Below are 25,587 nucleotides of genomic sequence, written 5' to 3' on the forward strand. Positions count from 1 at the left end.
TAATATTCACCATATCCAAGCTAAAAACCTGAGCCGCCCCTCACAGTGCCTTTACATTCTGTGATAGCACTCACAACCAAACAGAATAACAATTCACTTATTTCATATTTTTATACAAACACTGTATTTGCAATAAAAATCACTATTTCTAAATCAAAAACAATCCGCGTCAATGTTACATTTTGGTAACTTACAAGTTTTTCATTTTTTAAAATTCTTTTTATTCATAATGTTATACGGCACTTTAATCAGTTAACGTTAACGTCAAGCAATTATGTTTTGTGTATGAAACATGAATTAATACCCATATTTTATGCAAAATTTTGGTTTGACCTTTAGTTAATCTCAGGATAATTTGGGTGGTTCGGGTGCATATCTATAGAAAGTCTTTACATTTCTCCCGAGTAGTAATTTCGTTGAGGTCAAGGGAGGTTTTTGTATGAGCTTATATCATCCCAGTTTTGAGCGGGACAATTGTGGGTTTGGCTTGATTGCACAAATGGATGGCGAAGCCAGTCATCGTATCGTGCGCACAGCTATCCATGGCCTTGATCGCATGAAACACCGTGGCGGTATCGCCTCTGATGGTCGAACTGGGGACGGCTGTGGTTTATTGATGCAGCTACCATTGCAATTCTTTGAGGCCGTAGCCGCAGAAAATGACTGGCACTTGAGCCGCAAATTCGCTGTAGGCATGTTGTTTTTAAGCCAAGATGAGGAATTAGCCGACCAAGCTAAATTCATCCTCGAACGCGAACTGGAGCGTGAAACATTAAGTATCGCTGGTTGGCGTAAAGTCCCTATCAATCCAGAGGTATTGGGTGAGATTGGTAAATCGAGCCTACCGCAAATCTATCAAGTGCTGATTAACGCCCCCATTGGTTGGCGTGAGAAAGACCTTGAGCGACGTCTCTACATGGCTCGCCGCCGTTTAGAGCAACAAATTACTGACGATAAAGACTTTTATGTCGCAAGTCTTTCTGGCCAAGTCATCGTCTACAAAGGCTTGATGATGCCAGCCGACCTGCCCGCATTCTATCCCGACCTTGCCGACATCCGTTTGAAGAGCTCCATTTGTCTATTCCATCAACGCTTTTCAACCAATACGTCACCTAAATGGCCACTCGCTCAACCCTTCAGGTATCTTGCCCATAACGGCGAGATCAATACGATTACCGGTAACCGTCAATGGGCCCGTGCCCGTGCCTATAAATTTAATTCGCCGCTGCTGCCTGACTTACAGCAGGCAGCGCCGTTTGTGAATGAAACGGGTTCAGACTCTTCCTCCCTCGACAATATGCTCGAGATGCTGCTCTCTGGCGGGATGGACTTATACCGCGCCATGCGTTTGCTGATCCCGCCAGCATGGCAAAGTAACCCTGAGATGGATGACGAGCTAAAAGCCTTCTATGACTTTAACTCCATGCATATGGAGCCATGGGATGGTCCAGCGGGTATCGTAATGACCAACGGTCGCCACGCCGCTTGCGCGGTCGATCGTAACGGTCTGCGCCCATCTCGTTATGTGATCACCAAAGATCGTATCTTAACCCTCGCCTCAGAAGTCGGCATTTGGGACTACGCCGCCGATGAAGTGATTGAAAAAGGCCGTGTCGGCCCAGGCGAGCTGTTAGTGTTAGATACATTAAATGGCCGTCTATATCAGTCATTCGAAATCGATAACGATCTTAAGCGTCGCCACCCCTACAAAGAATGGATGGCGAAAAACAGTCGTACTTTAATTCCTGCCGAGCAGCTAACGACAGAGCAACATGGCGCCAGTGAATTAAGTCCTGAGCAACTACTGCAATACCAAAAGCAATTTGGTTACACCCGCGAAGAACTTGAACAAGTGATTTGGGTGCTGGCAAAACAAGGCGAAGAAGCGACAGGCTCCATGGGCGATGATACACCAATGGCCGTATTGTCGAAAAAGTCACGCTCGCTCTATGACTATTTCAGGCAAAAATTCGCTCAAGTCACTAACCCGCCTATCGATCCATTGCGTGAAAAGCACGTGATGTCTCTGGCGACCTGCATTGGCCGCGAACAAAACCTCTTCAACGAAACGACTGGCCATGCCTATCGAGTGATGTTCAACTCACCGATCTTATTATTCAGTGATTTCAATCAATTACTCGGATTAGATAGCACTTACTATCGCGCCAATATCGTCGATTTAAACTACGATCCGAAAGAAGGCTTAGAACAGGCGATTCGCCGCATCACCTCGGAAGCCGAGCGTTTAGCCCGAAGTGGCACTACGCTGCTGATTTTATCCGACCGTGCGATTGATAAATCGGCGCAGGTAATCCCAGCGGCCATGGCAGTCGGCGCAGTACAACAAATGCTGGTGAGTAAGAGCCTACGCTGCGATACCAACATCATTGTTGAGACCGCCTCGGCGCGAGATCCGCACCACTTTGCAGTGCTACTCGGCTTTGGCGCCACGGCGATTTATCCCTATTTAGTGTATGAATCAATCTCAGATCTGGCTAAACGTCATGGACTGACCGACACCACGGCATTGATGCTCAACTTCCGTTACGGCATCGAGAAGGGTCTACGTAAGATCATGTCGAAGATGGGGATCAGCACCGTCGGCTCCTACCGTTGTAGCCAGCAGTTTGAAGCCATTGGTATCGCCAGTGATGTGATTGAACTGTGCTTTAAAGGTGTGGTGAGCCGTATAGAAGGCGCAAGCTTTGAGGATATCGCCAACGATCAAGCACTACTGCACAAGGCCGCTTACCGCGCCCATGTGCCACTGCCACAAGGCGGTTTACTCAAATACGTAGATGGCGGTGAGTACCACTGCTTCAACCCAGATGTGGTCAACACGCTGCAGGCATCCTTAATTGACAAGAATTTTGCGACCTATAAGAAGTTTGCCGAATTAGTCGATAACCGTCCAGTTGCCACCCTAAGGGATTTGATTGGCATTAAGGCTGACCAAGCCGCAATTGAACTGGATAAGGTCGAAGCTGCTAGTAACTTGTTCCCACGTTTTGACAGTGCGGCCATGAGTATCGGTGCCTTAAGCCCCGAGGCTCATGAAGCATTAGCCATTGCAATGAACCGTTTAGGTGGCCGCTCTAACTCGGGTGAAGGTGGTGAGGATGCTCGCCGCTTTAACACCGAACGTAACTCGGCAATTAAACAAATTGCCTCGGCACGTTTTGGCGTAACCGCCCATTACCTAGTCAATGCCGATGTGTTGCAGATTAAAGTGGCCCAGGGTGCAAAACCCGGTGAAGGCGGCCAATTGCCAGGCCATAAGGTGAGTGTGGAAATTGCAGGGCTGCGCCACGCGCGTCCCGGTGTAACACTAATTTCACCACCACCACACCATGATATTTACTCTATCGAAGACTTAGCCCAGCTGATTTTCGATTTAAAACAAATCAATACCAAGGCACTGATCTCCGTGAAGTTAGTGTCTGAGCCAGGTGTCGGCACGATCGCCACCGGTGTGGCAAAAGCCTACGCCGATATGATCACTATTTCTGGCTACGATGGCGGCACGGGCGCGAGCCCTATCACCTCGGTGAAATACGCCGGCAGCCCATGGGAACTCGGCCTTGCCGAAGTGCACCAATCTCTGGTGGAAAATGGCCTACGCCATAAGATCCGCTTGCAGGTCGATGGCGGCCTAAAAACCGGAACCGACGTCATCAAGGCGGCCTTACTCGGCGCCGAGAGCTTTGGCTTCGGGACTGTGCCTATGATTGCCTTAGGTTGTAAATACTTGCGTATTTGCCACCTGAACAACTGCGCTACCGGTGTCGCAACTCAGGACAAAAAACTGCGCGATAACCACTACCACGGCTTACCAGAGCGAGTGATGACTTACTTTGAGTTTGTCGCCGAGGAAGTGCGCGAGTGGATGGCAACCCTAGGGGTCAGCAAGTTCGAAGACTTAGTGGGCCGCAGTGAGTGGCTACATACCTTAGAAGGCCAGACCGATAAACAACGCGGACTCGATTTAGCGCCGATCCTGTATCAGCCGAAGGTCAGAGCCAGCACCTCGCGCACCTGGCAGGAAACCAATCCACCAGCAGATTTAGGCTTACTCAACCAACATTTGCTCAACGAGTGCCAGAGTGCGGTCGATAAGGGCGAGTGTTTCGATGCCGCTTACAGTATCAACAACACTGACCGCTCAGTGGGCGCACGCCTATCGGGCTATATCGCGACCACCCTTGGTGTTAAAGGCACTAAGTCACCGATAAAACTCAGCTTTAACGGCAGCGCCGGCCAAAGCTTTGGGGTATGGAACAGCCTCGGCCTTGAACTCAAGCTCTGCGGTGATGCCAACGACTACGTTGGTAAAGGCATGTCGGGCGGCAAGATTGTGATTTATCCACCGCTAGGGAGTCCATTCCAGAGCGAGCGCAGCGCGATTGTCGGTAACACTTGTCTGTATGGCGCGACTGGCGGACGCTTCTTCGCCGCGGGTCAAGCGGGTGAACGCTTCGCGGTACGTAACTCGGGCGCCATTGCCGTAGTTGAAGGCTTAGGCGATAACGGCTGCGAATACATGACCAGCGGTATCGTTGTCGTGCTCGGTAAAACTGGGGTCAACTTCGGCGCAGGGATGACGGGCGGCTTTGCTTATGTCTTCGACCAATTTGGCCGCTTTAACCGCCGCGTGAATAACGAGCTTGTCGATACCCAAAAACTCGAGTCACCTATCCATCAACAGCATTTGAAAGGCTTGATTGAAGAGCATGTGGCCGAAACCGGCAGTGAGCACGCGAAGATGATCTTAAGCGACTTCGCCAACTGGTTAGATTGCTTTGTTTTAGTGAAACCGAAAAATATCGCCGTTGCAGATCTGCTCAAATTAGAGCAATCGAGCCCGGAACTAGCAGTTAAAGCGGGGTAATAGCAGATGAGTAACGATTTTCAATTTATTGAAGTGGGTCGCAAAGACCCAACTAAACACCCTGCAGCAAAGCGTTCGACTCAGTTTATTGAGATTTATCAGCCCTTTGCTCAAGCTCAGGTGACTGAACAGGCGGACCGTTGCCTCGATTGCGGCAACCCTTATTGTGAGTGGAAATGCCCGCTGCACAACTATATTCCCAACTGGCTGAAACTGGCGCAGCAAGGGCGGATCATGGAAGCGGCGGATTTAGTCCATGAGACCAATACCCTACCCGAGATCTGCGGCCGCGTCTGCCCACAGGACAGACTCTGTGAAGGGGCTTGTACCCTAAACGCCGACTTTGGCGCCGTGACTATCGGTAATGTGGAGAAATATATTACTGATACCGCCATTGCCCAAGGCTGGCGTCCGGATATGAGCAAGGTCACGCCACGCAAGGAAAAGGTCGCGATTGTGGGCGCTGGCCCTGCTGGTTTAGGCTGCGCCGATATTCTTGCCCGTAATGGGGTTAAGGCTGTGGTGTTTGATAAGTATCCCCAGATTGGTGGCCTGCTGACCTACGGTATTCCCGCCTTTAAACTGGATAAAGCCGTGATGGCAACTCGCCGCACAGTGTTAGAAGGCATGGGCATCGAGTTCAAACTGGGCGTCACTGTGGGTAAGGATGTTGCCTTTAACCAACTGCTTGAGGAATACGATGCCGTCTTCCTCGGAATGGGAACCTACACCGCCATGAAAGCGGGCCTTGAGGGCGAAGATGCCCAAGGTGTGTACCAAGCCCTACCCTACTTGATAGGTAACACTCATCACCTGATGGGCAGCAGTAATCCAGACACCCCTTACCTCAACCTTGCCGGTAAACGTGTGGTGGTCTTAGGTGGTGGTGATACCGCCATGGACTGTGTTCGCACCGCCGTGCGCCAAGGGGCCAGCAGTGTGATTTGTGCCTATCGCCGTGATGAAGCCAACATGCCGGGTTCACGCCGCGAAGTGCAAAACGCCCGTGAAGAGGGAGTGAACTTCCTGTTTAACCGTCAACCCGTGGCGATTAAAACCCAGGACGGTAAAGTGGTGGGTGTGGAATGCGTTGAAACTCAAATGGGTAAAGCCGATGCGAGTGGCCGTCAACGTGCCGAAGCAATTGAAGGCAGCGAGCAGTTACTCGACGCCGATGCGGTGATTATCGCTTTCGGTTTCCAACCTAGCCCTGCGCCTTGGTTTGCCGATTATGGCATTGAACTCGACCAATGGGGCCGAGTAAAAGCCAGTAAACAGGCCGATAACCCATTCCAAACCACCAATCCAAAGGTATTTGCTGGCGGCGATATGGTCCGTGGCTCGGATCTGGTTGTGACCGCAATTGCCGAAGGACGTGATGCCGCGCAAGGTATTCTTAACTACTTAGATTAATTGTTTTTTGTTGTACCGCTGTACCAGTGAGTCTCGGACTCGTACCCACGAGTCCACCATTTGCTTGTGAATTTTGGCGCACCTTAGGGTGCGCATTTTTTTACCTTCCGCGCGTTTTATCCCACCCCAATCAAGCAATCGCAATCCCACAATAACGTCAAAGCATAACTGTGGTATATTAGCCACCATTCTGTTATCCCACTCTTTTAGTGGCATCACACATTCAGTTGAATCAAAAGGGTCTCCCATGAAAATTGGTATTATTGGCGCAATGGAGCCAGAAGTTGCCCATCTTATTGCGGCTATGACAAACGCCTCATCGCAAACGATTGCAGGTATTGAATTTATCGCTGGCACCTTAGCGGGCAAAGACGTTGTAGTGACGCGCTCTGGTATTGGTAAAGTCGCCGCCAGTATCGCTACCACACTGCTGATTGAAAAATACGCCCCCGATGCGGTAATCAACACAGGTTCTGCGGGTGGTTTTGTCGATTCACTGTCGATTGGCGATATCGTGATTTCATCCGAAGTGCGCCACCACGATGTAGATGTGACCGCATTTGGTTATGAAATTGGCCAAATGGCGCAGCAACCTGCGGCGTTTATTCCGACGCCATACTTAGTCGAAGCGGCCAATAAGGCCATCACACAATTAGGCGAAGTGAAAGCCATTGAAGGCTTAATCTGTACTGGCGATAGCTTTATTTGCGACCCAGTTCGCACCAAAACCATGTTGGAACACTTCCCAACGATGGCGGCCTGTGAGATGGAAGGCGCGGCAATTGCCCAAGTATGTCACCAGTTTGGCGTGCCATTCGTGGTGATCCGCTCGCTCTCTGACAACGCCAACAACGACTCACCGGTCGACTTCGATTCTTACATTGTGAAGGCAGGCTACCATTCAGCATTGATGGTGATGTTGCTGCTTGAGCAATTAGATCCAAACTCAGTAAAGTAATTGACTAAAGCATGATTGCGGAAAGTACCTGATGCACAGTTCTTTTTATCAACAACTTGTCGAAATTGATGGCGCTTTGTTTGAAGGCTTCTTGGTACTTTTCTTTGCTTTATTGCTGGCGCGTTTAGCGCCATTGCCAAGGGAAATGCAGCCGCTGATTTGGTTTAGTCACTTAGCTAAACAACTCGCCGCTAAAGTAAACCGCTCTGAGCGCTCACCAAGCCAGCAAGCAACGGCTGGCTTTTTGGCCATGCTGCTCTTAGTGTTTCCTTTTTGGGCGATTATTACCTTTTTGCTCGAGCTCGCGGCTTTCCCTTGGTTTTTTGAGTTTTTAGTACTCTATCTGTGTTTGAGTGATGCAGGCTTTAGCCAAGTCGCCGACGAAATCGCTAAGGCATTAAAACGCGAGGATAATGCCAGCGCAAAAAAGCTATTACAGCCGTGGGTTGTCCGTGATACGGATAACCTATCGGAAGTGGGCTTAACCAAAGCGACGATTGAAAAATTGGCTACAGCGCCAATTTACGGTACGGCTTCGACTATCTTCTTCTTTGCGATCGCGGGTGCGCCTATGGTGCTGGCGGTCAGAATGATTAAACAACTCGAGCTCAGCTGGCCACCTATACAACCTAAATATCAGCATTTTTGCAGTACTGTGAATATTATCTCAACGGTACTACTGGCAATACCCGCTTGGTTATGGAGCCTGTCTATTGCGATTCAGGGTGGCCCTAAAGCCTTGGCATTGCTGTTTCGCACCTCTAAAAATCATCCCGCCCTACGGGGTTATGTGATGAGTGTGTCCTTAGTGGCGAATATTTTACGGATTGAATTAGGCGGACCGCAGAAGTTTTCGGGGCAACGCATTGATGTAGCAAAGATAGTCTATGGCCCACAGCCGCACCATGAGAGTATTACCCCCGCAGTAAAACTCACCTCACGCGCCTGCGCAATTTGGTTTAGTTTTATCACGCTTCTTCCCTTCCTTTGGGCGGGTTTACGCTGGCTACAAACCCTGTGATATGATGCCTCTCATCTTAACATTAGGTTAAAGGCTGACTATCTTGTTCGAAAACATGCATGTCTCATTAACAACTCCTGCGTTGTTATTTCCGGCAATTTCTTTGCTATTACTTGCTTATACCAACCGATTCTTTGCACTGGCAGCATTGATCCGTCAGTTAAGTAACGGCGACAAACCCGTGCATCAGGATCAGATTAAAAACTTAAGTCAGCGGATCAGGATTATTCGCCGCATGCAGGAAGCTGGTGTATCAAGTTTTGCCCTGTGTGTGCTCTGTATGATTTTTATTTATATCGGTTTTAACAAGACTGGCTCCATCATCTTTGGTGCCAGCTTGTTACTCCTACTTTATTCACTGATTTTATCTGTCATTGAAATTCGTATTTCTGTGGATGCGCTGAATATCCATATCAAAGAGATGAGTAAATGAACCATTGGATTTACTTCTTCGATTTATGTGGCACGGCAGTATTTGCCCTGTCTGGCGCCTTAGCTGCAGGACGTCATCGCATGGACCCCTTTGGGGTGATAGTGCTCGCATCGGTCACTGCTATAGGTGGTGGCAGTATCCGTGATGCGCTGATTGGCGCCACACCCGTGTTTTGGATCCGCGACCCGAACTACATCATAGTCATACTCGCCACTGTCCTAGCTTGTTTGCTGTTAGTACGCCGACCACGCAAGATGCCGGAGTATACGCTCCCCGTAGCTGATGCCTTAGGTTTAGCCCTGTTCACTGTGATTGGTGCAGAAAAAGCCCTCAATATGGGGCTAAGTGGCATGATTGCCGTCGTGATGGGCTTGATCACAGGCGTTGGAGGAGGCATTATTCGAGACTTACTGTGCCGACAAATCCCTATGGTGTTGCGCACAGAAATCTATGCCACGGCCTCAATTATCGGCGGTATTGGTTATACCGTAAGCTTAGCCTTGGGTATGGGCGAAAAAACGGCACTGTTTTTAGCCATGACCAGTGCATTAATGATCCGCCTATGCGCCATCAAATGGCATTTGTCGTTACCCGCCTTTGATCTCAAAACCAAGAGGGAATAGTTTGCGAATATTGTGTCTTTTAGTCTGCCTTATGTTTATTCCAGCGCTGTTTCCTGTGTCTGTACATGCAAACTCAGGGGAAATGCCTGCGGAACAACAGTTAGCCATCAAATATATGAACGCGCTCACTGAACACGACTATAAAACACTCGGCAAATTCTATAACCGCGATAGTATTTTCTTCGATAAAACTGCCAATCGTAAATACACGGGTGGTCGTTTTATTATCGACTTTTTCGAGCGCGCCCATGAGGGAGTGCTCGAATATGATTTTAATATCGAGCATATGTATAACGCGGGCTCATTAGTGGTGATGATTGGTAACTATCACTTTAAGGGGCCTGGGGAGCAATTTGGTAAGCCCGGCAAAATCATTGATGTCGCTATCCCTGGCGTGACTAGCCTTAAACTTGATATGCGCAACCATAGAATCGCAGAGCATGTGGATCTGATTGACTATCAGACCATGTCAGACCAATTAGCGATGCAGTAGTCACAAAATTTCGCTTTTATTGAAACTTGAGCCCTAAAAATGAGTCGAAATCTACAATGAGTCATGCGACCGAACCATGGCGCTGAATGCCTAATTCGTTCGTTTAGTTTCAATGAGGTTTGTATGAAGTTTTTTGGACTGATAGCCCTGCTCGCCCTAAATGCTTTGATACTCGTGCCCAACGCACAAGCGCAGCAGCCGATTATTGTTTCCTATGCGGTGCAACCTGTAAGCCATTTCAATCAACAACTGCGTGTTGCCCAAGCACAACATCAAGCTTGGAGTGAAGATCCCAAAACCATAAGTAACCAATACGCGGGGCAAAAGTTCACCCTAGTTCGGACCCAGCCGACAAAGTATGGAATATTGACCTATCAAGTGAGTGAAATATCTAAACAACATCCACAAATGCTGTTGATTTTATCACTCAAAAAAGATGCCCAACGCTGGCAGGTCGATTCAGCTCAACTAGCTTGGAAGTGTCGTGATGGCCAGCATTTTGGCACCGACAGATGTAATATTGGTGAACATGAGGCCAGTACGGCACCTTAAGCCTGCATCTCACATGTAGCCAGCACCAGATAAAATGCAGATATAAAAAGAGCGCCCTTAGGCGCTTTTTTTACTGCTTGGTAAGTACTTATTAACCGTTTAAGCACTCACTGGCTGTAGTCACATGGTGACATCCGATTCAGCTTAAACCAGAGTCACTTTCGCAAACTTACGCTTACCGACTTGGAATACGGCAACCGTGCCAGCGCTTAAGGTCATACGGCTATCGTCAACCTTCTCGCCATCCATCTTCACCGCGCCTTGCTTGATCATACGCATCGCATCGGAAGTCGAACCGACTAAGTCGGCATCTTTAAGTAAGTTAGCAATCGCTAAGCCTTCACCCGCCGCTAGTTCAACCTCTGGGATATCATCAGGGATAGCACCCTTTTGGAAACGGTCAATAAAGGCTTGATGGGCACTTTCAGCAGCGACTTCGTCGTGGAAGCGCGCGATGATTTCCTTCGCAAGCGCAATCTTGGTATCACGAGGGTTAGCACCGTTGGCGATATCTTGTTTGAACTGTTCAATCTCGGCCAAAGGACGGAATGACAGCAGCTCAAAGTAACGCCACATTAATTCGTCAGAAATCGACATGATCTTGCCGAACATTTCATTGGCGGGCTCACTCACACCAATGTAGTTGTGCGCCGATTTAGACATTTTCTTCACACCATCTAAACCTTCAAGCAGTGGCATCATAATCACAGCTTGTGGTTTTTGGCCTTCGGCTTTCTGTAACTCACGACCCATTAATAGGTTGAACTTCTGGTCAGTCCCCCCTAATTCAACGTCGGCCTTGAGAGCTACAGAGTCATATCCTTGCAGTAGCGGATACATAAATTCGTGGATAGCGATTGATTGACCCGATGCATAACGCTTCTTAAAGTCATCACGTTCCATCATACGAGCAACGGTTTGCTGCGAGGCTAAACGGATCATACCGGCCGCGCCCAATGGCTCTAACCAACTCGAGTTGAACTCGATACGGGTTTTTGCTGGGTCAAGAATTTTATAGACCTGCTCTTTATAGGTCTCGGCATTGGCTAACACTTGCTCACGAGTCAGTGGTGGACGAGTGCTGTTTTTACCACTTGGATCACCCACCATACCGGTAAAGTCACCAATTAAGAAAATGACCTCATGACCTAACTCTTGGAATAATCTTAACTTATTTAAAATTACTGTGTGTCCAAGATGGATATCCGGTGCAGTAGGATCTGCGCCTAACTTGATACGAAGTGGACGTCCTTCTTTGAGTTTTTCCAGCAGATCCGATTCGAGTAGGATCTCGTCGGTACCACGTCTAATTTCTGCTAATACTTGGTCTAAATCAGCCATCTCGGCGGGGACTCCTAAGGCCATAGTCATAAAATGAGGAGACTTATGTTACTTGTTAGCCACCACAATTGAAAGTGTGTACACTAACGGGATTATTCAAGCCTTAGGTTATCGGTATCGGCGTCAATGGGAAAGGTTATAACGTTATTTAAATTGTTGCCTAAAAAGCATCAAATTCTCCTCAGCATTCTTTCTGTTATCACAATGATAACCTTGCTCTTTCCATCTGAAGAAGCCCAAGCTTCAAGACAAACTCAAGGTATTGCAGATCATCAAGTCAACACCCGTTACGATGTGCCCTTAGCCTTTCGCTCACCAGGGCGTCCAGAAGGCATTGAAGGACAAACACAGGATGAGGCAAATCAAGCCACAGCATTGTCTTCAGTAGACGCGTTAGCTGCGGGTAATCATTCAGCCCCCGAAACCCTAGAGAGCGCCCACCATAGGGATGTTGAGCATTTTAATGTTAAGAATGGCGATACTTTAGCCGCCGTTTTTGAGCGAGCAGGACTCACCAGCAAAGATGTATATGAAATCACTCAGTTACCGCTCGCCAAGCAGAATCTATTAAAAATCATTCCTGGCGAAGAAATTGTGATCTCTAAGGACGTCAATGGTGATTTAACCGAAGTGCGCTACCGTGTTGATGCGATATCAACCTTAGTGATCACTAAAGATCACGACAGGTATTTTGAAAAAATCACCGAAAAAGACATTGAAATTCGCACTCAATTCACCAGCGCGAAAATTAAGAGTAACTTCTGGAACGCTGCTGTAGATGCGGGTTTAAATGCTAACCAAATTATGCAACTCTCGACCGTGTTTGGCTGGGATATCGACTTTGCCTTAGATTTACGCGAGGGCGATAGCTTCGCCATTATCTATGAGCAAGAGTATGCCGAAGGCGAGTTTTTACGTAATGGCAATATCTTAGCTGCGGAGTTTATTAACCAAGATGAGCGCTACACTGCAGTGCGCTACACCGACGGTAACTACTATTCCGAAAATGGAACAAGTATGCGTAAGGCATTCTTACGCTCACCGGTTGACTTTAAATATGTCAGTTCAAACTTTAATCCTAGACGCCTGCATCCAGTGACAGGACAAGTTAAAGCTCATCGTGGTGTTGACTATGTTGCCGCAATTGGCACCCCCATTAAAGCGGCAGGCAATGGACGAGTTATCGAATCCGGCTACAATCAATTTAATGGTAACTATGTGTTCATTAAGCACAACGATACCTACACGACCAAGTATTTACATTTGACCAAGCGTAATGTCAGCAAAGGGGCTAGCGTTAAGCAGGGGCAAATTATTGGCACATTGGGCAAAACAGGACGCGTCACGGGTGCTCACCTACACTATGAATTTATCGTCAATGGGGTGCACCGCAATCCAAGAACAGTGGATTTGCCCAAGGCCGAATCAATCGCCCGTAAAGAAAAATCTCAATTCGATACTATCAGCAAACAGTTGATGGCAAGCATTTCACAGAACAAGCAAACCCAATTGGCGATGCAATAACGACGGATGGATCCCATCAAATGAACAAGGCTTATTATATTGGACTGATGTCAGGCACCAGTATGGATGGTGTCGATGCTGTGCTAGTCGACTTTGCGGGCGAACAGCCGCAGCTGATTGCAACGCATACCGAGGCGATCCCGAGCCATTTGCTCAAAGGATTACAACGCCTGTGTCTGCCAGGCAATGATGAAATCAACCGACTTGGCCGCCTAGACCGCAGTGTTGGCAAATTATTTGCTCTTGCAGTCAATAACTTGCTCGCCAAAGCCCTGATAGCCAAAGAAGACATCATAGCCATTGGTAGCCATGGCCAAACTGTGCGCCATATGCCAAATCTTGAGGTAGGTTTTACCCTGCAGATTGGCGATCCCAACACCATAGCAACCGAAACGGGCATAGATGTGATTGCCGATTTTCGCCGCAAAGACATCGCCTTAGGCGGCCAAGGCGCGCCATTAGTGCCCGCTTTTCACCAGCAAACCTTTGCCCAAGTCGGAAAAAAACGCATCATCCTCAATATTGGTGGTATTGCCAATATCACCTATCTGCCTGGTAATAGCGATGAAGTCTTAGGTTTTGATACTGGGCCGGGCAACACCTTAATTGATGCCTGGATTCAGCAAGTAAAGAATGAACCCTATGACAAAAATGGTACTTGGGCAGCATCGGGTAAAACCGATCAACAGCTACTCGCGCAATTGTTGTCGCACCCTTATTTCTCCCTTGCTTATCCAAAGAGTACTGGGCGAGAACTATTTAATCAGGCCTGGTTAGAGCAGCAATTATCGGCGTTTAATCAATTAGATGAAGAAGATATTCAATCGACACTGCTCGATTTAACCTGTCACAGTATTGCCCGCGACATCCTTAAACTCGCCAAAACAGGGGAATTATTTGTCTGTGGTGGTGGTGCTTTCAATGGCGAGCTAATGCAGCGTTTAGCAGAGTTACTGCCGAATTATCATATCGATACCACCTCAGCACTCGGAGTCGATCCTAAATGGGCCGAAGGCATCGCCTTTGCATGGCTTGCGATGCGCCATCACTTAGGCCTGCCAGCCAATCTACCCGCCGTCACTGGCGCCTCCCGCGAAGCCGTTTTGGGTGGACGTTTTAGCGCTAAGTAACATTAATGGACACAAATGCTCTCGAGTATTTGTGTCCTGATGATTCTCTTCTTCTATCGACTAAATCACTTTTAATAAAGCCAATTCAAAAACACTGCCAACAACCAATATCCCCTCACATTAAAGTTATCTTTGTCTTTGATATTAATCTAAATACTTAAAACCCATCTATGCTTGATCACAGTTGTGTCATACAAACTTGCTAAAGTGGTTGTTAACTAAGCCGTAAACACGCAAAGCCAGGTTGTGATGGTCTATAGAGATCCGAACAATCTGCAGACATAACACTTCAATTAAGGGAATGGTTATTTATCTAGCTACACTTAACCAGCAAGATAAACAATGGTTTATGCAATGGCGTCAAAAAGCCATACCGACATAAATCGACTGAATAGGAAATCAATCAATGAATATGTCACAAAAAATGGCGGCAGAATTTTTGGGCACTCTGTGGCTTGTTCTCGGCGGCTGCGGCAGCGCAGTGCTGGCAGCAGCTTTTCCTGAGGTGGGGATAGGCTTACTCGGAGTGTCACTCGCCTTTGGCTTAACCGTTCTCACTATGGCCTTCGCGATTGGTCATATCTCAGGTTGCCACCTCAACCCGGCGGTATCATTTGGACTCTGGGCTGGCGGACGTTTTCCAGCATCGGAACTGTTGCCTTATATCATTGCCCAAGTAGCGGGCGGTATTGTCGGTGCAGGCGTATTGTATTTAATCGCCTCAGGGCAAGAAGGTTTTAGTCTCGCGGCAGGTTTTGCTTCTAATGGCTTTGGTGAACATTCTCCAGGCGGCTATAGCATGATGTCGGTAATGATCAGCGAAATTGTAATGACCTTATTTTTTCTACTCGTCATTTTAGGCTCAACCGATGAACGAGCGCCTAAAGGCTTTGCCCCGATCGCTATTGGTTTATGCTTAACCCTAATCCACCTCATCAGTATTCCTGTATCTAACACCTCAGTAAATCCTGCCCGCAGCACAGGCCCAGCGCTATTTGTTGGTGATTGGGCCGTATCACAATTATGGCTATTTTGGGCAGCTCCGATCATTGGTGCCATTTTAGCGGGCGTTATCTACCGTTATTTCAACGCTGCCAAGTAATCCCTCTATGCCAACAGCGCTTTGGCTGCGCTGTTGTGCTTTTTCAAACTCCGCTCTAATGTTACCATCTTGGCAACTGGTGAGTTTTGCTGTGCCCACGTTTTTACTTTTGTGGCACGACAGGCTTCGCCCTATTCACGCATAAGAGATATTTTCATGAGCAAGACTGTTAAAACCTTTGCAGAAGCCGCTGGCATGACTCCAGAAGCGCGTTACGACTACCTTGTTGAACAAATCAAGCAACATAAAGTGTTATGGACGCTTCAAGATCAAGATGGTTGCGTAATGCTAACCACTGAAGATGAAGACTGTATCCCAATGTGGCCAACCGAAGAAGCGGCTGAGTCTTGGGCAGTCGATGATTGGAGCGACTGCCAAACCTTAGCGATTCCCTATGATGAATGGCATGAACGATGGGTACCAGGCATGGAAGATGACGATCTGTTCGTTGCCGTATTCCCTGTACAGGACGACTTAGGTGTTGTGATCCCACCCTATGAATTAGATCAACGTTTAGTCACTAAACAAAGCCACTAATCCACAAGGGCAAACCACAATGTCGCTGAGCGAGCAAGAATCCTCTTTGGCAACGCAGGCTACGCCACACTTGGCAAAAGCCCGTTTACCTAAACGCTTAATTGCTTTGCTGCTACTTTACGTCGCAGCATCGGTAAGCGGTTTAATCGCCAAACAAGGGGTACTTTTCTGCCTGTTAACCCTATTGATGGTGCTCGGGATTATAGGTCGCCAAAAGGCTGGGCTAATTATGCTAAGAGGTTATACCTTAGTGCAGTTAGCATTAGTGAGTATGCTACCAGTACTGTTATACGATCCTGACAACCTCGTCGCAGGACCAACCACAGTGCACCTTGGCCAGTGGCAGGGAAAACTACCTGACTATGTGATTTTTACTGTGTTGATTGTCTTATCTTTATTGCAGGTTTGGATCGCATTCGATAAGGACGTTAAAGCTTGGTTTAAGCCCAAGTTAAACCTCAATATTATGAACTAACGGCCTATACCAACGCAGCTCAGTAGATCATTACCAATAAAAAAGCCGTCTTGTCGACTAATGCCGTTCACTTAAGAGTGAACGGCATTTTTCTTTGGTCTAACCGGAAACTTGTTTTTGCTCATTTTAAGGACTCGTGGATATGCCCTTTCCCGTTTACCATCCAGCTTAAATTGCCGTGTATTTCGTTCTATATCCAATACGTCTCTCGGGACATTCCCCGGTGTTTGTGATGACAGTTGTGTCAACTTGAAGATGATATAACTCGCCGCATCCCGAAAACTCAGTTGATTGGGATGGACCGATGGCAAGCTTTTAGCCATCAGCAACATCTTATATCTAATGAGATTATAGGCCAGTAGCACGCCCCATAACTCTTGAGTCACCAGCTCCGGTAGTTGACTGCGAAGCGTAAAACGACTCTCCAACAGATGTTGTTTCATCTCTCTATAGCCCAGTTCAATTTCCCATCGATGGGCATATAAGTCGACGATGTCTTCGCTGGGGTAACGCATCGGGTCTGTCAACGAGGTCAAAATGGCGACTGACTTACCTTTCACTATCTTAGTGAGTAAACGCGCTTCAAGGGTATCTGGGAGCTGCGGCCATTTCTTTCTGGCTTGAGGTGTCGTGGTGAGTTTCACCCACTGGTCATGTTTCCCCAGCGTTCGCACCACCTCATATTGAGTGCCTTTCTTCAATGGCAACAACCAGTGGCTATCAGGTTGCGCTTGCTGCCAAGCGTGCAGCAGGCCGAGCGAGTAAAATCCTCGGTCAAATAGGGTTAGGCTGTGATTAGGAATGCTAGGAATGAGCTGGGACGCTAAGTTCATTTCATTTTCGGCAACCGAATCAAAGGCGCTGTTGACCAATAAATGGCTGCTTAATTCCATCAAGCAAACCATGCGAATTTGCGGATAAGCCGCTTCGCCTGAAGCGTTGGCGGTTCGCGCAAAGGCGGCTTGATTTTGGACACTATCGGGTGTCCGCCACACGACACCGTCAACACCATACAAGTTAAGACCGCACCAATGAGGATGTTCAGCTCTCGCGTGCCAGGTATTGGCGCTGCGGCTAAATACTTCTCTAATAACCTCACTACCCAATCGTTTACGCGCCTGAGTCACGGCGCTGCGTGCAACATAATCAATCTCTTGCGGCAAAACAATGTCGAGTTTGTTGATGAGTGACCGAACAGACTCTCCTCGGAACAAAGCCATTCCGATAACGGCCCAAATCATCGCGTCCATCGGCAATTTACGCCGTCTTAACGTCGCAACGCCCTGAGAGTCTAGGCAAGATTGAATTAACTCAGGTTCTAACACATCAGCTAAGCAGGTGAATTCGGTTAGGCGGGTAATATGAGTACGGGCGAGTGCTTCTGAGAGTTGCATAAAAAATCCGATGACATGAGGTCATCGGATTTTGATCTTTTCAGCGAGATCGTCAAGCGATCTGTCTTAACTGATCGGCATTAGTCTTGTCGACGGCTTTTTTATTTTCTATATCAGCTAACTACATTTGTAACACAAGCTTATACAGAGAAACTTGCACCACAGCCACAGGTGGTTGTGGCATTAGGGTTCTTCACAAAGAAACGCGAACCTTCGAGACCTGAAGTGTAATCCACTTCACCGCCAACGAGGTATTGTAAGCTCATGGGATCGACGACCAATTGGACGCCTTGTTTCTCAACAGTGAAGTCGCCTTCATTGACCTTTTCATCAAAGGTAAAGCCGTACTGAAATCCAGAACAACCACCGCCAGTAACATACACGCGTAGCTTAAGTGCAGGATTTTGCTCTTCTTCCAACAAGCCTTTTACCTTAGCGGCTGCCGCATCGGTAAATTTAATTGGCATTGTTGCGTCAGCTTGATCAGTCATTACTACCTCTTACATCAGTTTTCTGGGGCAAATTATCCGTTACCTGACTATTTTGTTCAAGTATTACCCGCGGTTCTTTTTCACCCTGTAATAATTCAGGGACACTATAGACATGTTCTGTCTGCGAATTTTTAGTCCAGCGGCTCGAAGGCACCACCACTTTCACTTTGACTTGCACCACATTAAAGCCAGCTGGCACAGTAACTTTGGTATCTATGACCTGAAAATAGCGAAAATCAAATTCAAGCTTAGAACCCGTGAGTTTGTTCACACTTAACTCAACAGATTTACCATCTTGCACACCAATAAGCGTGATTTCGGTGCGGCCTTGAATCGCCTGCTTACGTTTTTGCAGCTGAGTCAAAATCAGTTTGAAATTATATTCATCAACCAAGGCCCCTAGCGTCATTTCTAGGCCATGGATAGCCACACCTTCAGCGTTGTCATCTGGTGACATAATGCTGCGATAAAAGGCTAATTCGTGCTCTAGCTCTTTTTGTTTTTTCATCTGCTGTGCAAACATATCTTGCATTTGCGCATTGGCTTCGCGTTCGACAGATAGCTCTAAATTGCGGGTAGCGAGTTCCTGGGTTTGCAACTCAAGTTCAGCGGTAACACGTTGCAATTTCCCCCCACCAATGTGCTTCACGACAGCTTCATCACTATTTAATACAATAAAGCTCACCCAAGCGCCCAATAAAAATGCTACAAAAACTAATAGCAATAAATACTTGGTCGATGGACGATACTTTAAATCCATGACTTGCAGCCGGTCTAGCCAACGATGATAATTTGGCATTAGGTAACAGCCCCTTATATAAAATACAATCAACTCAAGAACGAGTTCGATACAATACAACTCAGGCCAATGCAGTGCAATTAACGATAAATAAAGCCGCGATTCAAGACGCTATAAGCACAGCTAAAAAGTACTTAACTAACGAGCTACGTGATCATTTATCTCAAGCCAAGATCAGTGCGCAGCTGTGCTTACTGGCCTTGTTATTCGCCATCTTCGCCTCCTGCGTGATCCTGTTGTTTCGACTCTTACTCCAGTGGGCAAACCATTACACCCAAATCGAGACGCAGGATTTTACGGGTAACATCACCGACTGGCGAGCATTGTTGCCACTTTTTGGCGCCTTGTTGATCTGGATTGTCGCCAAACTCGGCTCTAAACGTTACAAGCGCATGGGGATTGCCTATGTATTACATAGGGTTAAATTGCATTACGGCAAAATCCCCTTGCAATCTGCCGCAGGGCAATTTTTTCAGGCCTTGTTTGCCTTAGGGACTAATTTTTCGGTGGGCCGTGAAGGCCCCGCCATTCACCTTGGCGCCGTAAGTGCCAGTGTTCTAGCCGAAAAATTTAATCTTCCCGACAATAGTGTGCGAATTATGTGCGCCAGCGGCATTGCAGCTGGGATTGCCGCCACCTTTAACGCGCCGCTAGCAGCAGTGATTTTTGTACTCGAAGTGATCGTGCGCGAGTACAAAGTGCATTACTTCTTCCCGATTATGCTATCCGCCATTTGCGGCGCGGTTTCCAGCCAGCTGGTGTTTGGCAATGTGCATGAGTTTGATCGTATTCAAGTAATCCATATTCCATTGGATCACTATCCGATTTTAGCCCTTGGCGGTATTGCACTAGGCTGCGCCGCCGCCTTTTTTAATTACGCCCTCATTAAAGTCACTGCTACGGGGCAAAACTGGCCACTGATTTATCGGCTCTTGCTGGCGGGCGGTATCACTACGCTGATTGGATTAATCTTGCCCCAAGCCCTCGGTACCGGAGATTTAGCGATCAGTGAAGCCATTAGCGAGCATCCCAGTTTATTGCTGTTAATCGCCCTGCTTGCCGCAAAGATTATCGCCACCATTGCGGCGATAGGGCTTGGGATCCCGGGCGGATTGATTGGCCCGCTCTACGGCATCGGCGCCTTAATCGGTGCCATCTTAGCCTTAGTCAGTGCGATGTTATTCCCTTCGATTGCGCCTTACGTTGGCCTCTATACAGTGATAGGCATGACTGCCATGATGGGCGTTTGCCTAAGTGCGCCGCTCGCTGCATTAGTCGCGCTGCTCGAAATGACCAACGATGCCAGTATTATTCTGCCCGCGATGTTTGTCACAGCTCCCGCATTTTTGATTGCCTATCAAGGTTTTAAAACTAACTCGATCTTCTTCAAACAGTTAGAAATTATGGGCTTAGGCTATAAAGTGGCCCCCGTGAATCTGGCGCTACAGAAAAAAGGCGTACGCGCCCTGATGGATAAGCGCTTCGTTATCGTTAACAACAACGATGAGCTACTGCTCGAGGTGTTAAAACGCGCCGAAGGTCGCCCTGTGTTAGTACGTAATGCCGATGGAGTAATAGAAATGCTCAGCCTTGAGATGCAATCCTTTGATGACAACATCACCCTCTCACGCCATCCCATGCAGGGACTAAGTGATACCAAAACCTTAGATGAGGTCTATTCAATACTGTCACCCAAGCGCAGCGGTGAAGTCTTTATCTATCAAGACACGCCAGATAACGTGGTAGGGGTGATTAGTTGGTCGAACCTACAGCAAGAAATTCGCTCAGGCCAAGTCTAAGCCAAGTCACAGACTAAACAGTCAACCAAGAGTGGATTGGATTCACAAAATCCTGTTGTTTCACGGTAAAAATACACTACAGAGGCAAGGGTGCTATTTCGCTGCCTTGGTGCATCTGTTACAATCGCGCCTCAGCCACCCTACATAACATTAGGGCTACGAGCGCAATATCTGCACTTGAACGCCCCCTAGCAATTGGAAAACAGGCTGATGAACCAGTTCGAAGGATCCCACATCCTCTCCGTAAACCAGTTAGATCTTGATTCAATCCAAACTATTTTTAATGTCGCCCACCGCATGATGCCCTATGCACTTCGTGAGAAGCGCACAAAAGTGCTCGAAGGCGCCATTTTAGGTAACCTGTTTTTCGAGCCAAGTACCCGTACCCGCGTCAGTTTTGGCTGTGCCTTTAACTTACTCGGCGGCCATGTGCGTGAAACCACTGGTATGGCCTCTTCGTCCTTATCTAAGGGTGAATCCCTGTACGATACCGCCCGCGTACTCTCAACCTATTCCGATGTGATTGCGATGCGCCACCCAGACTCATACTCTGTCAAAGAGTTTGCCGAAGGTAGCCGCGTCCCCGTAATCAATGGCGGTGATGGTTCGAACGAGCACCCAACCCAAGCATTGCTCGATTTGTTTACCATTCAAAAAGAGTTAGGTCATGCTGGCCGCGGTATCGATGGCATGCATATCGCTATGGTCGGTGATTTAAAGTTTGGCCGCACCGTGCATTCATTGTCGCGCTTGCTGTGCATGTATAAGAACATCAGCTTCACACTGATTTCACCAGCTGAATTAGCTATGCCTGATTATGTGATCTCAGACATTGAAAATGCTGGCCATAGCATCAAAATAACAGACCAGCTTGAAGGCCATTTAGATAAAGCAGATATTCTTTATCTGACCCGCATTCAAGAAGAGCGCTTCCCATCCCAGGAAGAAGCAAACAAATACCGCGGTAAATTCCGTTTGAATCGCAGTATTTACACCCAACATTGCAAATCTAACACTGTGATCATGCACCCGCTGCCACGGGATTCGCGTGCGCAAGCTAATGAGTTAGATAATGATTTAAACAGCCATCCTAATCTCGCTATCTTCAGACAGGCGGACAATGGACTGTTAATTCGTATGGCACTGTTTGCATTGACACTCGGGGTTGACTCACAACTCGAAAAATATGAGTGTCCTGTTAATTGGTATTCACGTAAAGCCGATCGCTAATCGGCTACATACTTTAAGGACTTAACATGACCCGTTCCGAAGCGCTATTTGAACAGGCTAAAAAAACCATCCCCGGCGGTGTTAACTCTCCGGTTCGTGCATTTAACGGTGTAGGTGGCTCACCCCTGTTTATTGAAAAAGCTGATGGCGCTTATATTTACGATGCCGATGGTAAAGCTTATATCGACTATGTCGGCTCTTGGGGCCCGATGATCCTCGGCCACAACCATCCGAAGATCCGTGAAGCCGTATTGGCTGCGGTACATAATGGTCTGTCTTTTGGCGCGCCGACCGAACTTGAAGTACAAATGGCTGAGAAAGTGATCGCCATGGTACCTTCTATCGAGCAAGTCCGTATGGTGAGCTCAGGTACTGAAGCGACCATGAGTGCAATTCGCTTAGCGCGCGGTTTTACTAATCGTGACAAGATCTTAAAATTTGAAGGTTGCTACCATGGTCACGCTGACTGTCTATTAGTTAAAGCAGGTTCCGGTGCATTAACCTTAGGCCAACCCAGCTCACCTGGCATTCCTGAAGATTTCGCAAAGCACACCTTAACTGCTGTGTATAACGATCTGGATTCTGTTCGTTCGCTGTTCGAGCAATATCCAACTGAGATTTCTTGTATCATTATCGAGCCCGTTGCTGGCAACATGAACTGCATTCCACCTATCCCAGGCTTCCTCGAAGGTCTGCGTAGCCTGTGTGATGAGTTTGGTGCGCTGCTGATTATCGACGAAGTGATGACAGGTTTCCGTGTATCAAGAAGTGGCGCTCAAGGTCACTATGGCGTTACACCAGACTTAACCACACTCGGTAAAGTCATCGGTGGCGGTATGCCTGTAGGTGCATTTGGTGGCCGTAAAGATGTGATGCAGTTTATCGCACCAACTGGCCCTGTATACCAAGCAGGCACGCTTTCAGGTAATCCCATTGCGATGTCAGCGGGTCTAGCACAAATGGAAGCGCTGTGTGAAGAAGGTCTGTACGAAGCGCTGAGCGCTAAAACCAAGCGCATCGCCGAAGGCTTTAAAGCGGCGGCTGATAAGCACGGCATCCCAATGGCGATCAACTATGTTGGCGGTATGTTCGGCTTCTTCTTCACTGAGCAAGAGCAGATCACTCGCTTCGACCAAGTGACTAAGTGCAATATTGAGCACTTCCGCACTTTCTACCATGGCATGTTAGATGAAGGCGTTTACTTAGCACCGAGTGCTTATGAAGCTGGCTTCCTGTCGATGGCCCATGGAGAAGAAGAATTGCGCCTCACGCTTGAAGCGGCTGATCGCGTATTAGCTCGCATGAAAGCGGCAATGTAAGCGAGCGCTTAAAATATCAAGGGACGCATTAGCGTCCCTTTTTCTTACTTAGCTTTTGAAAGTAATATTGTGCAAATCTTAGCCCAATCAATAGCTATCGGACTTTTTTGAACCTAAGGCCGACTTAAAGATAATCGCTGCGACTAAGGCTTGTAGAGTTAACGTGATGTGATCAATCACTAAGCTAGGATTGTGGAATATACCCAAAGCAAGTAATTGTTTACCACTGTAGATCAGCCAAACCAAAGAGCCTAAGAGTAAGAGACTCCGGAGTACAAAGTTCATTTTGCATCATCCTCAAAATACAACATCCAGTGTCCTAACGATAAAAGAGGCACAAGATACCGCTCACTTTCTGTTCGGTCAATATTTCGACGTGGCCATATCTGTGACTCACTCAGCACATTCCGTACAATTGTCGGTAATAAACTCAAATCCAGCATCTAATTTGAACCATTGAATTTTCAATCAGAATTTTCTCTCTAAAGAAAAATTAATTGCAGGATCGATAGAATAACGGCTTAGACTTTAATCGTAGATCTTACTTTACACTCAATAACCAACCCGAAACAAACAACATAAAAAACCAACAAAAAACCACAAGACAGTATTTAAAACTAAAAACACACCCAAACAACTGAGATGTACATCACAAAGCAACGCAAAACTGAGTTACAGCTAACAGTTGCGTTATTCGCGCCATTATGTTCTGATCCGCACGCGTTAACACGGCAAACTTAATTAAGCCTTGATAATGCCACTCAATAGCTCGCCTTTGGCCTGCCACGACATTAAAACAGCAGTTGGAATTGCAGTTATGCTATATACCTTTCTGATCATACTGGCACTGCTTGCATTGCTCAGTATTATTTTTGAAGAAGTAACCCACCTTAATAAAGCAAAAACCACCTTATTCTTTGGCTGTATTTCATGGGTAGCACTATTCATGGCTGCTGGAGATCCTAGCCATGAGAAGTTAGTTGCTCATCAACTCAATGAAAACTTGCTTGAAATTGCCACCTTGTGGCTATTTTTAATGTCGACAATGACCTTTGTTGCCTATCTTAACGCCAAAGGTATGATTCAAATCATGGTGCAGAAGCTCTTTCCACAAAAGGTTTCTGTTCGGTTATTGATGATACAAGTCGCATTATTCTCGCTAATTCTGTCCGCCTTTTGTGATAACGTCACTGCTACATTGGTTTCTTTGGGTTTGTTAACCACCTTTAAACTCGATAAACAAATGCGTCGCAGAATGGCGGTGTTGATTATTTTCGCAGTGAACTCAGGTGGTGTAGCATTGATAACTGGTGACGTCACCACGCTGATGATCTTCCTCGCGGGTCACGTGCATATCTCCGAACTGTTAATGCTGTTCATCCCATCAGCCGTGAGTGTCGTTTTACTGGCAACGCTCTTTTCGCTAAAAGCTGAAGGTATCGTCTCAACAACCCCAATTAAACATAGTTATCAAACGGTTGATCTACTGATTGCCCTCGTGTTCTTCTGCACGATTTTAATGACCATGTTACTCAACATTTTGTTTGGCATCCCTCCAGTACTGACCTTCTTAACCGGTCTGTCCATCATGTTCCTGATTGGTCATACAACGCGCAGCGATAAAGAAGAAATCAAGATCCTTGAATATATCCGCCAAGTTGAATATGACACTTTGTTATTCTTCTTAGGGATTTTATTGCTAGTTGGCATGCTTAAAGAAATCGGCACCTTAGATATGCTGACCGAGGCCTATGCCCTATTTAATCCAAATATCTCAAACTTTGTCACAGGCATGGGTTCAGCTCTTATCGATAACGTGCCACTCACTGCTGCCCTATTAAAAGCAGAGCCAGTACTCAACACTCCAGAATGGTTAGGCTTAACCTATAGCGTGGGTGTCGGTGGTTCATTATTAGTGATTGGTTCAGCCGCGGGTATCGTGGCCATGAGCAAAGTAAAAGAGCTCACTTTTGTAAGCTACTTGAAATATGTACCTGCACTATTCCTATGCTACTGTGTTGGCTATGGCTTAACTTTATTCCTCGCATATAACTTCTTTGCTTAA

22 protein-coding genes are annotated in these 25,587 nt (G+C 47.2%); 17 read left to right on the top strand and 5 right to left on the bottom strand.

Translation table 11 applies throughout. The annotated features are described in order from the left end of the window. The first annotated feature begins 439 nt into the window (after nucleotides 1-439). The 8 genes from gltB to KXJ80_RS17730 all read left to right on the top strand — a co-directional run bounded on the left by gltB (nucleotide 440) and on the right by KXJ80_RS17730 (nucleotide 10,381). On the top strand, nucleotides 440-4,888 hold the full coding sequence (gltB, locus tag KXJ80_RS17695; RefSeq protein WP_218738163.1) for a glutamate synthase large subunit: 4,449 nt from the start codon (nucleotides 440-442) through the stop codon (nucleotides 4,886-4,888). Between the two features lie 6 nt (nucleotides 4,889-4,894). Next, complete coding sequence (locus KXJ80_RS17700; protein WP_023266773.1) at nucleotides 4,895-6,301, top strand: glutamate synthase small subunit GltD family protein; 1,407 nt, start codon at nucleotides 4,895-4,897, stop codon at nucleotides 6,299-6,301. A gap of 247 nt (nucleotides 6,302-6,548) precedes the next feature. After that, nucleotides 6,549-7,259, top strand: a complete 711-nt coding sequence (locus KXJ80_RS17705) for a 5'-methylthioadenosine/adenosylhomocysteine nucleosidase (protein WP_218738162.1) — start codon at nucleotides 6,549-6,551, stop codon at nucleotides 7,257-7,259. 31 nt (nucleotides 7,260-7,290) lie between these two features. After that, entirely contained in the window at nucleotides 7,291-8,280 is a 990-nt protein-coding gene (locus KXJ80_RS17710; protein WP_069454480.1) for a cobalamin biosynthesis protein CobD/CbiB, read from the top strand. A 55-nt stretch (nucleotides 8,281-8,335) separates the two neighbouring features. Next, entirely contained in the window at nucleotides 8,336-8,713 is a 378-nt protein-coding gene (locus KXJ80_RS17715) for a DUF2721 domain-containing protein (RefSeq protein WP_037415657.1), read from the top strand. After that, a complete protein-coding gene (locus tag KXJ80_RS17720) occupies nucleotides 8,710-9,336 on the top strand; it encodes a trimeric intracellular cation channel family protein (protein WP_069454479.1) in 627 nt (208 codons plus the stop codon). Before KXJ80_RS17715 ends, KXJ80_RS17720 begins: the two co-directional genes overlap by 4 nt. Nucleotide 9,337: 1 nt before the next feature. After that, nucleotides 9,338-9,829, top strand: coding sequence for a nuclear transport factor 2 family protein (locus KXJ80_RS17725; protein WP_218738161.1), 492 nt, complete (start codon nucleotides 9,338-9,340; stop codon nucleotides 9,827-9,829). Between the two features lie 123 nt (nucleotides 9,830-9,952). Further along, nucleotides 9,953-10,381 (top strand): hypothetical protein, encoded by a 429-nt coding sequence (locus KXJ80_RS17730; RefSeq protein ID WP_037427601.1) that lies wholly within the window; start codon nucleotides 9,953-9,955, stop codon nucleotides 10,379-10,381. A gap of 144 nt (nucleotides 10,382-10,525) precedes the next feature. Here KXJ80_RS17730 and tyrS read toward each other — a convergent pair whose 3' ends face one another. After that, nucleotides 10,526-11,722, bottom strand: a complete 1,197-nt coding sequence (gene tyrS / locus KXJ80_RS17735) for a tyrosine--tRNA ligase (protein WP_218677716.1) — start codon at nucleotides 11,720-11,722, stop codon at nucleotides 10,526-10,528. Nucleotides 11,723-11,848: 126 nt separating this feature from the next. Here tyrS and KXJ80_RS17740 point away from each other — a divergent pair, with 126 nt between their 5' ends. The 5 genes from KXJ80_RS17740 to KXJ80_RS17760 all read left to right on the top strand — a co-directional run bounded on the left by KXJ80_RS17740 (nucleotide 11,849) and on the right by KXJ80_RS17760 (nucleotide 16,490). Beyond that, nucleotides 11,849-13,246, top strand: coding sequence for a peptidoglycan DD-metalloendopeptidase family protein (locus tag KXJ80_RS17740; protein ID WP_218738160.1), 1,398 nt, complete (start codon nucleotides 11,849-11,851; stop codon nucleotides 13,244-13,246). 20 nt (nucleotides 13,247-13,266) lie between these two features. Continuing rightward, a complete protein-coding gene (locus tag KXJ80_RS17745; protein ID WP_218738159.1) occupies nucleotides 13,267-14,376 on the top strand; it encodes an anhydro-N-acetylmuramic acid kinase in 1,110 nt (369 codons plus the stop codon). Nucleotides 14,377-14,782: 406 nt separating this feature from the next. Continuing rightward, a complete protein-coding gene (gene aqpZ, locus KXJ80_RS17750) occupies nucleotides 14,783-15,478 on the top strand; it encodes an aquaporin Z (protein WP_144375333.1) in 696 nt (231 codons plus the stop codon). Nucleotides 15,479-15,634: 156 nt separating this feature from the next. Then, nucleotides 15,635-16,015: a DUF2750 domain-containing protein gene (locus KXJ80_RS17755; RefSeq protein ID WP_037415505.1), complete on the top strand. Its 381-nt coding sequence runs from the start codon at nucleotides 15,635-15,637 to the stop codon at nucleotides 16,013-16,015. Between the two features lie 19 nt (nucleotides 16,016-16,034). Further along, nucleotides 16,035-16,490: a hypothetical protein gene (locus KXJ80_RS17760; RefSeq protein ID WP_099457685.1), complete on the top strand. Its 456-nt coding sequence runs from the start codon at nucleotides 16,035-16,037 to the stop codon at nucleotides 16,488-16,490. A 71-nt stretch (nucleotides 16,491-16,561) separates the two neighbouring features. Here KXJ80_RS17760 and KXJ80_RS17765 read toward each other — a convergent pair whose 3' ends face one another. The 3 genes from KXJ80_RS17765 to KXJ80_RS17775 all read right to left on the bottom strand — a co-directional run bounded on the left by KXJ80_RS17765 (nucleotide 16,562) and on the right by KXJ80_RS17775 (nucleotide 19,174). Further along, a complete protein-coding gene (locus tag KXJ80_RS17765; protein ID WP_259474478.1) occupies nucleotides 16,562-17,884 on the bottom strand; it encodes an IS4-like element ISSba6 family transposase in 1,323 nt (440 codons plus the stop codon). 140 nt (nucleotides 17,885-18,024) lie between these two features. After that, on the bottom strand, nucleotides 18,025-18,375 hold the full coding sequence (erpA, locus tag KXJ80_RS17770) for an iron-sulfur cluster insertion protein ErpA (protein ID WP_011071517.1): 351 nt from the start codon (nucleotides 18,373-18,375) through the stop codon (nucleotides 18,025-18,027). After that, nucleotides 18,368-19,174, bottom strand: coding sequence for a DUF6776 family protein (locus KXJ80_RS17775; RefSeq protein WP_218738158.1), 807 nt, complete (start codon nucleotides 19,172-19,174; stop codon nucleotides 18,368-18,370). Before KXJ80_RS17775 ends, erpA begins: the two co-directional genes overlap by 8 nt. Before the next feature lie 74 nt (nucleotides 19,175-19,248). Here KXJ80_RS17775 and KXJ80_RS17780 point away from each other — a divergent pair, with 74 nt between their 5' ends. From KXJ80_RS17780 to hemL, 3 genes are all read left to right on the top strand, one after another. After that, nucleotides 19,249-20,973 carry a chloride channel protein gene (locus KXJ80_RS17780; RefSeq protein WP_218738157.1) on the top strand — a complete coding sequence of 575 codons (1,725 nt, stop codon included), beginning with the start codon at nucleotides 19,249-19,251 and terminating at the stop codon, nucleotides 20,971-20,973. A gap of 210 nt (nucleotides 20,974-21,183) precedes the next feature. Further along, nucleotides 21,184-22,203, top strand: a complete 1,020-nt coding sequence (locus KXJ80_RS17785) for an aspartate carbamoyltransferase (protein WP_037427609.1) — start codon at nucleotides 21,184-21,186, stop codon at nucleotides 22,201-22,203. Between the two features lie 26 nt (nucleotides 22,204-22,229). After that, nucleotides 22,230-23,522, top strand: coding sequence for a glutamate-1-semialdehyde 2,1-aminomutase (hemL, locus tag KXJ80_RS17790; RefSeq protein ID WP_037427610.1), 1,293 nt, complete (start codon nucleotides 22,230-22,232; stop codon nucleotides 23,520-23,522). An 87-nt stretch (nucleotides 23,523-23,609) separates the two neighbouring features. Here hemL and KXJ80_RS17795 read toward each other — a convergent pair whose 3' ends face one another. Further along, nucleotides 23,610-23,807 carry a hypothetical protein gene (locus KXJ80_RS17795; protein WP_037415478.1) on the bottom strand — a complete coding sequence of 66 codons (198 nt, stop codon included), beginning with the start codon at nucleotides 23,805-23,807 and terminating at the stop codon, nucleotides 23,610-23,612. 532 nt (nucleotides 23,808-24,339) lie between these two features. Between KXJ80_RS17795 and nhaD the strand changes: the two genes are divergently transcribed. Beyond that, nucleotides 24,340-25,587 (top strand): sodium:proton antiporter NhaD, encoded by a 1,248-nt coding sequence (gene nhaD, locus KXJ80_RS17800; RefSeq protein WP_037427613.1) that lies wholly within the window; start codon nucleotides 24,340-24,342, stop codon nucleotides 25,585-25,587.

The organism is Shewanella xiamenensis (genome assembly GCF_024971755.1).
GTDB lineage: Bacteria > Pseudomonadota > Gammaproteobacteria > Enterobacterales > Shewanellaceae > Shewanella > Shewanella xiamenensis.

Excerpts from the sequence above, each read along its gene's own strand:
- KXJ80_RS17760 (WP_099457685.1), top strand. The coding sequence starts at position 16,035 with ATGTCGCTGAGCGAGCAAGAATCCTCTTTGGCAACGCAGGCTACGCCA.
- KXJ80_RS17745 (WP_218738159.1), top strand. The coding sequence starts at position 13,267 with ATGAACAAGGCTTATTATATTGGACTGATGTCAGGCACCAGTATGGAT.
- KXJ80_RS17700 (WP_023266773.1), top strand. The coding sequence starts at position 4,895 with ATGAGTAACGATTTTCAATTTATTGAAGTGGGTCGCAAAGACCCAACT.
- KXJ80_RS17710 (WP_069454480.1), top strand. The coding sequence starts at position 7,291 with ATGCACAGTTCTTTTTATCAACAACTTGTCGAAATTGATGGCGCTTTG.
- KXJ80_RS17705 (WP_218738162.1), top strand. The coding sequence starts at position 6,549 with ATGAAAATTGGTATTATTGGCGCAATGGAGCCAGAAGTTGCCCATCTT.
- tyrS (WP_218677716.1), bottom strand. The coding sequence starts at position 11,722 with ATGGCTGATTTAGACCAAGTATTAGCAGAAATTAGACGTGGTACCGAC.
- gltB (WP_218738163.1), top strand. The coding sequence starts at position 440 with ATGAGCTTATATCATCCCAGTTTTGAGCGGGACAATTGTGGGTTTGGC.
- erpA (WP_011071517.1), bottom strand. The coding sequence starts at position 18,375 with ATGACTGATCAAGCTGACGCAACAATGCCAATTAAATTTACCGATGCG.
- KXJ80_RS17730 (WP_037427601.1), top strand. The coding sequence starts at position 9,953 with ATGAAGTTTTTTGGACTGATAGCCCTGCTCGCCCTAAATGCTTTGATA.
- KXJ80_RS17785 (WP_037427609.1), top strand. The coding sequence starts at position 21,184 with ATGAACCAGTTCGAAGGATCCCACATCCTCTCCGTAAACCAGTTAGAT.
- KXJ80_RS17765 (WP_259474478.1), bottom strand. The coding sequence starts at position 17,884 with ATGCAACTCTCAGAAGCACTCGCCCGTACTCATATTACCCGCCTAACC.
- hemL (WP_037427610.1), top strand. The coding sequence starts at position 22,230 with ATGACCCGTTCCGAAGCGCTATTTGAACAGGCTAAAAAAACCATCCCC.
- KXJ80_RS17775 (WP_218738158.1), bottom strand. The coding sequence starts at position 19,174 with ATGCCAAATTATCATCGTTGGCTAGACCGGCTGCAAGTCATGGATTTA.
- KXJ80_RS17755 (WP_037415505.1), top strand. The coding sequence starts at position 15,635 with ATGAGCAAGACTGTTAAAACCTTTGCAGAAGCCGCTGGCATGACTCCA.
- aqpZ (WP_144375333.1), top strand. The coding sequence starts at position 14,783 with ATGAATATGTCACAAAAAATGGCGGCAGAATTTTTGGGCACTCTGTGG.
- KXJ80_RS17740 (WP_218738160.1), top strand. The coding sequence starts at position 11,849 with ATGGGAAAGGTTATAACGTTATTTAAATTGTTGCCTAAAAAGCATCAA.
- KXJ80_RS17720 (WP_069454479.1), top strand. The coding sequence starts at position 8,710 with ATGAACCATTGGATTTACTTCTTCGATTTATGTGGCACGGCAGTATTT.
- KXJ80_RS17795 (WP_037415478.1), bottom strand. The coding sequence starts at position 23,807 with ATGAACTTTGTACTCCGGAGTCTCTTACTCTTAGGCTCTTTGGTTTGG.
- KXJ80_RS17715 (WP_037415657.1), top strand. The coding sequence starts at position 8,336 with ATGCATGTCTCATTAACAACTCCTGCGTTGTTATTTCCGGCAATTTCT.
- nhaD (WP_037427613.1), top strand. The coding sequence starts at position 24,340 with ATGCTATATACCTTTCTGATCATACTGGCACTGCTTGCATTGCTCAGT.